Source organism: Nakamurella endophytica (genome assembly GCF_014646215.1).
Taxonomy (GTDB): domain Bacteria; phylum Actinomycetota; class Actinomycetes; order Mycobacteriales; family Nakamurellaceae; genus Nakamurella; species Nakamurella endophytica.
This window is the reverse complement of record NZ_BMNA01000002.1, coordinates 295,591-304,863: the sequence shown is the minus strand read 5'-3', so window position 1 is coordinate 304,863 and position 9,273 is coordinate 295,591. Positions and strand designations below refer to the sequence as shown.

Here is a 9,273-nt window from a genome sequence, read left to right as displayed (position 1 = left end):
TGCGGCGCCCGGGGCGCCGGGCCTGGTACGGCTGGTTGTTCGCCGCTCCGGCCCTGCTGTTCTACGCCGTCTTCGTCCTGCGGCCGCTGTTCCTGACGATCCAGTTCTCGCTCTACAAGTGGAACGGCATCGGCCCGTCCACCTGGGTGGGTCTGTCGAACTACGGCAAGATCTTCAGTGATCCCGATCTCTACGTGACGATCCTGCACGCCTTCGAGCTGATCATCTACTTCTCGCTGGTACCGGTGGTCCTGGGACTGGTGGTCGCGTCCGCGATCCGGCGGATCTCGCAGAGCCGCATGGCGGTCGTCTCACGGACGGTGCTGTTCCTGCCGCAAGTCATCCCGCTGGTCGCCGCGGGCATCACCTGGACCTGGCTGTTCTCCACGACCGGCCTGGTCAACCAGCTGCTGTCGGCGATCGGCCTGCGCGGAGTCACCCGCGCCTGGCTCGGCGACTTCGACACCGCCCTTCCTGCCGTCGGTGTCATCGGCGCCTGGGTGCAGATCGGGCTGTGCACACTGCTGCTCCTGGCGGGGATGAGCAAGATCGATCCGGCACTGTACGAGTCGGCCCGCATGGACGGCGCCGGCCCGGTGCGGGAGTTCCGGTCGATCACCGTCCCGGCGCTGCGGCAGGAGATCGGCGTCTGCGTCACCGTCACCGTGATCTCGGCGCTGGCCAGCTTCGACATCATCTACATCTCGACACAGGGCGGACCCGGCAACTCGACCATGGTGCCCGGCCTGGAGATCTTCTATCTCGCCTTCTCCGACCGGCAGGTCGGCGTCGCGTCCGCGCTGGCCGTGGCGCTCATGGTGCTCGTGCTGGTCGTCATCCTGCCCATCCAGTGGCTCACCAGGGAGCAGTCGTGATCACCAGCCGACGGGAGTCGCTCCTCGGGCGGGTCCTGCTGATCCTGCTGATGGTGGTGACGCTGCTGCCGTTCGTGACCCTCTTCGTCACCGCCCTGCATCCGTCAGGGACGTACCCGTCCGGGCTGTCGTGGCCGAGCAGCCCGCAGTGGGGCAACTTCGGCCGGGCCTTCACCGCCGCGAACATGGGGCAGCTGCTCTGGTCGAGCGTGCTGATCGTGGCCGGGGTGGTGCCGATCTCGCTGCTGCTGGGCACGATGGCGGGCTTCGCGTTCGGACACCTGCGGATGCCCGGGCACCGGATCGTCTACCTGGTCGTCGTCCTCGGGCTGACCCTCCCGTTCGAGGGCGTGATCACGCCGCTGTACTACCAGGTCCGGGACTTCGGGCTGCTCAACACCCGGTGGGCGATCATCCTGCCGCTCATCGGACTGTTCATGCCGTTCTCGGTGCTGTGGATGCGGGCGCACTTCGTCGGGATGCCGGGAGACCTGTCGGAGGCCGCGCAGGTCGACGGTGCCAACACCTGGCAGTTGTTCGTCCGGATCCACGTCCCGCTGGCCAGGCCGGCCGTCTCGTCGCTGGCCATCCTGCTGTTCCTGTGGACCTGGAACCAGTTCCTGCTGGCCATCGTGCTCGTCGACGACCCCGCCAAGCGGACGATGGCCGGGGCACTCGGCGCGTTCCAGGGACAGTGGGGGACCGACATCCCCCTGCTGTGCGCAGGTTCGCTGCTCATCCTCACGCCGACCCTCGTCGTGTTCCTGATCTTCCAGCGGCGCTTCGTCGCGGCCCTGCTGCAGGGCTCCGTCAAGGGCTGACGACCGGCCCCGCCGGCACCTGCTCCGCGGCACGCACCTCGCTCCGGGCCGCCCGCCGCAGGACCTCGGTCTCCGGGTCCCGCGGGCGGTCCCGCCGGCGCGTCCGCTCCCTTCCCACCGACCCGGAACGAGGTCCCGTGCGTCCACTGCCGCGCCTGAGCGACGACCAGCAGACGGTCCTCCGCTACACCCGTCCCGGGCAGTGGCCCTTCCTGGCGCGCAATCCGGTGCTACCGGCGGCCGAGACACGGCTGCTGGCTGACAGCCTCGGCTGCACCGCCGCCGACGTCGGCGCCGCCCACCACGAGCAGCGGGAGACCGTGCGGCGGGCCGCCGCCGAAGAACTGACCGATGCAGGCACCCGGCGCCTCGTCGAGCACCTGCCCCTGGGCGACGGCGACCGCGTCGTCGCCGTCGGCGACTCGGTCACCGCGGACCGGCTCGGCTGGTTCGAGATGCTGTCGGCAGCGTTGTCGCTGGCCGGACCCATCCCGGTCGCCACCGAGAACCTGGCCCTCAGCGGCAGTACCACGGCGGACGCGATCGAGCGGTTCGACCTGCTGGAGGCGGCGCGGCCCACCCGGGTGCTGCTGATGCTCGGCACGAACGACGCCCGATCCCACGGGCGGCGCACGGATCACACCATGATCTCGCCGGACGAGACCCGGCGGAATCTCCTCGCGCTGCTGGACATGGTCCGGGCGGACCTGGGCGCCGAGGTGACGGTGCTCACCCCGCCCGCGGCGCTGCAGGGCCGCATCGACAGGTTCTTCCGGGAGCTGCCCTTACGGTGGCGGGCCGCCGACATCGCCGAGGTCGCCGACACGGTCCGCCGCGTCGATCCGGACGCGTTGGACGTCCACGCGGCCATGGCGGGGGAGCAGCTCGGCGACCTGCTGGAGAGCGACGGCATCCATCCCAGCGTCGCGGGGCAGCGGGTGATCTTCCGCACCGTCCTGCGTGGCCTGGCCACGCAGCCCAGCAGGACGGCGCGCGCCGGCGGCGGCCACCTGTCCTGACCTCGGAGGTCGTCGACAGCGTGGCGGCTCGGGCTCGTCAGCCTTCGACGGACGGATCGTCGAGGCCGTCCTGGAACCGGTCGACGCCGGACCGGTGCTCGCGGCGGCGCCGACGCTCGGGCACGCGCGGTTCGAGACGGTCGCCGCGGCCGGACTCCGGTCTGCTGCAGCGGTGCTCGGTCACCGGCGGCCGTGCCGTCGAGCAGGGCGCGCCCCGCTGCACCGGTGCCGGCCGCAACCTGGATGAAGTTGCCAGTACCGGGTCGGGACACATCGGACCACGATGACGCTGAAGCAGCCGGTCGCCCTGCAGGACCGGGCCCGGCGAGCCACCCCGTCGACCCGGCGTCGACCGCCGGACCACCGCCTGCCCTGCCGACCTGCGCCGACCTGCGCCGACCTGCGCCGACATTCCGGACCCCAGGAGTCGTCATGACCGCACCGACCACCGGCACCGTGCACCGCAGCGACCACCTCGTGGTGGACCGATCCGGGTCGACGCTGGTCGTCCATCTGGCGCCGGGCCGCTGGCGGAGTTCCGACTTCCGTTGCAGGACGAGCTGTTCTCCTACTTGGACAGCATCCACGACGATCCCTCGATCCGCTGCGTCGTTCTGACCGGCACCCATCCGCACCGGTTCATCAGCCATGCCGCCATCGACTGGCTGCAGGAGGGCGGTGAGGACAGTCCCGTGACGGGGCGTGTCGGCGCGTCCGCGTTGGCGACCGCGGCGGGGATCGGTCGGTCGTCGGCGCTGCGGCCGGCCATCCGGCGCACGCCGCTGTGGGGCGCCACCGAGTTGGACGAGCTGCACGAGATGCTGTTGCGGATGAACGACAGCGGGATCGTGTTCGTCGCGGCGTTGAACGGCTCGGCCCTGGGTGTCGGGGCGGAGCTGGCGTGGGCGCGCGACCTGCGGGTGATGGTCGACGACGAGGACTGCTTCATCGGCCAGCCGGAGCCGCCATGCGTCGAAGGTATTGCGCAGCAACGTCTGTCGGTAGCTGGGAACAATTGCCAGGATCCGGCCCCGCGCACGGGCGCCGCGGAGCTACGCCCCGGGAGGACCGGGAACGAGGATCGCGGCGACGAGGGTGTCTCCGACCCAGCGCTCGAATTGCTCCAGCGAGTATCCCCGCGCGTGCACGAGTGTGTCGTAGGAGGTGGGACTCGCGATGACCAGCAGCGTGTCGACTGCGCCGTCACCCGTGAGACCGGGCCGTAGTGCAGCATCGTCCATGCCCTCGAGCAGGCCGGCCAGGCTTCGGCGCCGCAGCTGCTCGAGCTCGGCGTGGTCCTGTCGGACGCCCGGGTCGACCGCAGCACCGTCGCGCGACAACCGCCAGGCCAGGTCCATGCGCTCGGCGACATCACTGAATATGCGCGCGATCTGACGCATCCGAGCGTGCGGATCGGTCCTGGCCTCCTCGTCCAGGAGGTCCTGTAGGTGCGACACCCACGTCCCATCGGTGACGGCTGTCGACGAACCGGTCATCGTGTGCTCCACGTAAGCCCGCAAGAGGCGACGCTTGCTACCCCAGGCCGTGTACAGCGTGCGCAGCGACACCCCGGCACGCTCGGCGATGGCGTTCACCGTGGTGCCTGCATACCCGCACTCGGCGAACACCTCGGCGGCGCCCAGGACGAGGCGCTGCCGCGACCGTTGCCGGATCGCATCTCCTGCCCGCTGCTGGCGGGACTGCGGCGGGACCGGCGATCCGTTCGACGGAACTCTGTCCACAACCCGATTGTATCTGTACAGTCCGACTATGAGTCATAGTGGCATGGCACAGCGAGTCGCCGCGTCGATGCGCCGCACCGACAGCTCCTGGTCGCGTGCCCTGTCCGCTCTCGGTCGCCTCGTGCGGCCGCGGATCACGATCACGCCTCCGCCCGGTGGTACCACCGTGGACTGGAACGTCCCGGTGTCGGCACGCGACGGGACCGTCCTGCGTGTCAACGTGTTCCGTCCCGACGACGACGGTCGCCACCCCGTGCTGCTCTGTGCTCACCCCTACGGCAAGGACGACCTGCCGGTGCACCACCCGACGCGCCGCGGCTACCGACCGTCGCCGCAGTACCACCTCATGCGCAGTGCTCCTGTCACCCACTCGGCGTGGACGTCCTGGGAGAGCCCCGACCCCGCGTACTGGACCGCCCGGGGGTACGTCGTGGTCAACGCCGACCTCCGCGGCTGGGGCACGTCGGACGGGGTACCCGACGTGCTCTCCGACCAGGAGGGCCGGGACGTCCACGATCTGGTGGAGTGGGCCGCCGGGCAACCATGGTCGACCGGTCGGGTGGGGATGACCGGTGTGTCGTACCTGGCGATCAGCCAGTGGGCGGGCGCCGCGACCCGGCCGCCGCACCTGTCGGCCATCTGCCCGTGGGAGGGTTTCACCGACTTCTACCGCGACTTCGCCCGCCCGGGCGGGATTCTGGAAACCGGCTTCCTCACCGTCTGGGGCACGGTCACCAAGCGCCGCAGCGGCGGCAGCGTCGACCTCGTCACCCAGGCGCACGCCCGCGCCACCGCGGACGAGTGGTACGAGTCCCGCAACCGTGATCTCGAGGCGATCGACGTGCCGGCGCTGGTCTGCGGCAGCTTCTCCGACCACAACCTGCACTCCCGCGGCTCGTTCGAGGGGTTCCGGCGCATCGGCTCGAGCGAGAAGTGGCTGTACACGCACCGCGGCCCGAAGTGGGCGGTGTACTACGGGCACGACGCCCTCCGGGCCCAGGCCAGGTTCTTCGACCACTTCCTCGCCGGACACGACACCGGCATCCAGCACGAGCCGCCGGTGCGACTGGAGATCCGCGAGGACCGCGGCACGATCGCCGAGGTGCGTCACGTGGCGAGTTGGCCGCCACCCGGGACGCGATGGCTGACCCTGGTCGGCCGGGCCGGGGATCGCCCGGCGACCGGCACCCTGCAGGAGCCGGCCGGTGATCTCACCGGTCGGCAGGACGAGTGCGTGACCCTCCCGGCCAGGCGCGGAACGGCCTCGTTCACCTACCGGTTCGAGCGCGACACGGCAGTCGTCGGACCGATGGTCGCGACGGTGCACCTGTCCGTGGCCGGCGCACGCGACTTCCCGGTCCTGGTGGGGATCCGCAAGTTCCGGCACGGCCGCGAGGTTCCGTTCGAGGGTTCCTTCGGCTTCACCGGTGACCTGGTCACCCACGGCATGCTGCTCGCGTCCCACCGAGCGGTGGATCCGGAGCGGTCGCTGCCGTACCTGCCCTTCCACGCGCACACGGACCCGGAGCCGCTGGCCGAGGGCCAGCGAGTGCGCCTGCGGATCGGTCTGCTGCCGTCAGCGACCCTCTTCCGGGCCGGCGAGGAGCTGCGCATGGACGTGCGAGGACGCTGGTTCCACAGCCGCGATCCCCTGCACGGGCAGTTCCCGGCCGGATATCGCACTCGGGCGGCGGGCACCGCCACCCTGTACCTGGGAACCACCACCGACTGCACCTTGGAGATCCCCATCCTGCCTTCGGTGTAACAGTGGGGCCAGACCGCCGGCGCCCTGGTGCCGGCCCCGAGGCGGCCGCTGTACCGACGCTGACTCTGATCGGAATCGGCCGGGAGCTGCCCGGCCGCTGGCCGACCGGCCCCGTGCGACGGTGTGGTTCCCGGCATGCACGACGGTGTCGGTGGGCGCCGGCACCGCTGTCCTGATGCACCGTCAGCGACGCCCATCGAGCAGGTCGACGATCCATGATCGTTCCGTCGGTGTCCCCGCTGCAGTCGCTGTTGCAGTCACACCGTCGAGTCGTCGGACCAAGCCGGCGCACCGACCCGACGTGCAGCCGATCGACGCAGGGCAGCGTCCGGTGCGGTGACGTCCGGGCGCCGGTGGCAGGCATGGACGCACGACCCGTCTTCAGTGGGTTCCTTCGTCATCCGCACCAGGGTCATGCGGTATCGACGCTGAGGGACCGCACTCGTCAGCCGCGGGTGCTGGGCACTTGCGGGCTGCGGCGAATCGCGGCCCCGGGTCCCGCGACGAAGGTTTCGCGTCCCGGTGGGCTTCGCCAGCGAGCTGTACGCGGCCCCGGCACTGTCGGGGCCTCATGGGCCGTGCTGGCGGCGGGAATCGGCGGTCGTGGTCCGGCCACCGAGCGAGGTCCGGGCACCGTCCACGGCTCAGCCGCCCGGGTGCGGCGGCGCAGCGCGCGCCAGGCCCTTGACCAACTGCACGGTGCGGTAGCCGAGGAGCCGGGACACGAAGGGCGGAGGCGCGTCCAGGTGCCGGTACCCGCGGGACCGGTAGAACGACAACGCGTGCCGGTTCGACGCGACGACCTGCAGGACGACGAAGGCCAGACCGGCCGACCGTGCCTGGTCTTCGAGCCGGTCGAGCAGCACGGCTCCGAGGCCCTCGCCGCGCCGGCTCCGGTCGACGACGAGCGAATGCACCATGGCCTGGTCGACCGCGGGCGCCGGCGCGACGGTGACGGCGCCCCGGACGGCGCCGACGACCGTGCGCAGGCCGGCGAACGGCCCGAGCACCGCCGGAGCCTGGAGCAGGACCCGCGCCGGGGTCGACGGCCGCGGCCGCGCGGCCGTCGCAAGGGCGCCCATACCCACGACGTCGCCGTCGAGCTCGAGCACCGTCCGCCCGGTCCGCGGGGTCGCACGGACCAGGCGTCGGGCCAGCTCGAACCGGGACGCCGGCGGGCCGTGCAGCATCCCCGGCACCTCGACCTCGTAGCGCTGGACCAGCAGCCGTGCCGTCGCGTCGTCGTCGTCCGGACTGGCCGCGCGCAGCGTCACCGCGCCTCCTTCCCGGTCGGGTCCGCCGGCAGGAGATGCCCGGGCGCCGGGGACACGTCCGGGATCGGCGGCTTTGCGGACACCTCGCGGTCGAGCGACGGCGAGCCGCCTGCGCCCGGCCGAATGTCAAACCTCGGGGCCGTAGGCACCGAAACCGCGGCAGACGAGGCCGTCACGGAAGGTCAGGACCTCTGCCACCTGTTGCCGCCGCTCGTTGCGATAGTTGATCACCACGGTGTCGACCGAGACGCGGACGTCCTCGACCGTGAAATGGAGGTCGGGGAGGTGGGCGAGGCCCTTGCCCCAGTACGCCCGGAGGGCGTCCTTGCCGCGGACTTCGCCCGACGGCTCACCCATCAACTGCGCGATCCTCGGCGAGGCGAAGACGACGTCGTCGGTGTAGTGCTCGAGGATGCGCTCGAGATCGTGCGAGTTCCAGGCAGCGGCCCAGTCCTCGGAGAAGCGCTGCGCGAAACCGTGATCCATCTCGCGCACGCTACTCCGATCACGACGACACGCATGTTGGCCGCTGCCCTCTCGAGCAGTCCGTCAACCAGTGAGACCGTCGGCGGCCTAGTCCTCATGACCTCCGACGGTGCGCACCCCACGGTCGGCCGGGTGCGGATCGCCTGCCCTCCCGCGGCACGGGGTGGTCGGTCACGGACGGGGACTCGACGACGGACCCGTCGCGGGCACCGGCGGGCATCCGCAGCTGCGCCGCCGCAGGCCGGTCAGAGCCGCTGGGCGAAGTGGTAGGAGGTGATGTCCATGCGGTGGCGCAGGTAGAAGCGATGCGCAGCGTGCCGCTGGACACCCGAGTCGAGATCGATGACCTGGCAACCCAATGCACGCGCGCGCTGGCGCAGCGCCGTCATCAGCCGGCCGCCGACACCCGAGGACCGGGCGCTGCCGGTGGTGCCAAGGTCGTCGACGTACAGCTTGCGCACGGCGCTCGTCTGGGCGACCACCCGCCATCCAGCCACTCCGAGGCAGCGGTGGTCCTGGAACGCGGCGATGTAGCGCAGCCCTTGCGGCGCCGCCTCGGTCAGGATCCGGTCGAACAGCTCCGCCGTGAGGTGCGGACGCAGCTCTCGCAGCACGGGCAGCGCCTGCTCCCACCGGACATCGCCCGGTGGGAGGTCGTCGATCACCACGTCCATACTGTCCTCCTCTGCGGACATCGACAGCCTCGCCGTGTCCGGGTCGTGCCGAGCGGCTCCAGCCGCGGGGATTGCGACGGGGTGCGCGGTGGGTCAGACGCTTCCCTTGTGCTCGACGACGAGGACGCGGGCGACAGGTGCCGGATGGGCGACATGCTCGTCACCGGGTCCGGCGATGCAGATGCGGCCGGGGCGCAGGTGCTCGACGAGGACCTCGCCCGCCGGCCCGCGGTGGTGCATGTCGACGGCGCCGTCCAGCACGACGAAGACCTCGGCTCCGTCGTTGACATGCCAGACGTAGGGCTCGTCGGTCCAGTGCAGACGCACTGTCGCGTCCTGGATCTCGGCGAGTCCGAGGGCGTCCCAGGCCTGGTCGGCCGTGTATGCGGCGGCGTCGAGGAAGCGCACGAGCGTGTCCTTTCGCGGTGGTGGTCTGCAGGAGGCGGGGGGTCGGTGCGGACGGTGTCGACCGGCGTCGGCGATGGAGCACGCGCCGCCGGGGCCCGCTCGTCGCGGTCGACGTGGGCGTGCGGCGCCTGCTGCCATGCAGAGCGGCCGGGGCCCCGTACCGGAGTGGATGCACCCAGGACCGCGTCGGGGGGAGGGGGGACGGACAC

The 9,273-nt window shown here is 71.3% G+C and carries 10 protein-coding genes; 4 read left to right on the top strand and 6 right to left on the bottom strand.

The features are described from left to right. The 3 genes from IEY37_RS04945 to IEY37_RS04935 form a co-directional block, all read left to right on the top strand. Positions 1–875, top strand: an 875-nt coding sequence (locus IEY37_RS04945; RefSeq protein WP_188940819.1) for a carbohydrate ABC transporter permease, incomplete at its 5' end; no start/stop codon positions are given. Then, on the top strand, positions 872–1,696 hold the full coding sequence (locus IEY37_RS04940) for a carbohydrate ABC transporter permease (protein WP_188940410.1): 825 nt from the start codon (positions 872–874) through the stop codon (positions 1,694–1,696). The genes IEY37_RS04945 and IEY37_RS04940, both read left to right, overlap by 4 nt. 137 nt (positions 1,697–1,833) lie before the next feature. Continuing rightward, positions 1,834–2,715: an SGNH/GDSL hydrolase family protein gene (locus IEY37_RS04935; RefSeq protein ID WP_188940409.1), complete on the top strand. Its 882-nt coding sequence runs from the start codon at positions 1,834–1,836 to the stop codon at positions 2,713–2,715. Between the two features lie 568 nt (positions 2,716–3,283). On the opposite strand, the gene IEY37_RS04930 is transcribed toward IEY37_RS04935, so the two are convergent. Together IEY37_RS04930 and IEY37_RS04925 are read right to left on the bottom strand one after the other, a co-directional pair. Further along, complete coding sequence (locus IEY37_RS04930) at positions 3,284–3,664, bottom strand: hypothetical protein (protein ID WP_188940408.1); 381 nt, start codon at positions 3,662–3,664, stop codon at positions 3,284–3,286. 103 nt (positions 3,665–3,767) lie between these two features. After that, entirely contained in the window at positions 3,768–4,457 is a 690-nt protein-coding gene (locus IEY37_RS04925) for a TetR/AcrR family transcriptional regulator (RefSeq protein ID WP_188940407.1), read from the bottom strand. A 28-nt stretch (positions 4,458–4,485) separates the two neighbouring features. Here IEY37_RS04925 and IEY37_RS04920 point away from each other — a divergent pair, with 28 nt between their 5' ends. Beyond that, positions 4,486–6,222, top strand: a complete 1,737-nt coding sequence (locus tag IEY37_RS04920; RefSeq protein ID WP_188940406.1) for a CocE/NonD family hydrolase — start codon at positions 4,486–4,488, stop codon at positions 6,220–6,222. A gap of 644 nt (positions 6,223–6,866) precedes the next feature. On the opposite strand, the gene IEY37_RS04915 is transcribed toward IEY37_RS04920, so the two are convergent. From IEY37_RS04915 to IEY37_RS04900, 4 genes are all read right to left on the bottom strand, one after another. Then, positions 6,867–7,496, bottom strand: a complete 630-nt coding sequence (locus tag IEY37_RS04915) for a GNAT family N-acetyltransferase (RefSeq protein WP_188940405.1) — start codon at positions 7,494–7,496, stop codon at positions 6,867–6,869. A gap of 126 nt (positions 7,497–7,622) precedes the next feature. Beyond that, a complete protein-coding gene (locus IEY37_RS04910; protein WP_188940404.1) occupies positions 7,623–7,982 on the bottom strand; it encodes a nuclear transport factor 2 family protein in 360 nt (119 codons plus the stop codon). A 245-nt stretch (positions 7,983–8,227) separates the two neighbouring features. After that, complete coding sequence (locus tag IEY37_RS04905; RefSeq protein ID WP_188940403.1) at positions 8,228–8,656, bottom strand: GNAT family N-acetyltransferase; 429 nt, start codon at positions 8,654–8,656, stop codon at positions 8,228–8,230. A gap of 93 nt (positions 8,657–8,749) precedes the next feature. After that, positions 8,750–9,064, bottom strand: a complete 315-nt coding sequence (locus IEY37_RS04900; RefSeq protein ID WP_188940402.1) for a cupin domain-containing protein — start codon at positions 9,062–9,064, stop codon at positions 8,750–8,752. Between the last annotated feature and the right edge of the window lie 209 nt (positions 9,065–9,273).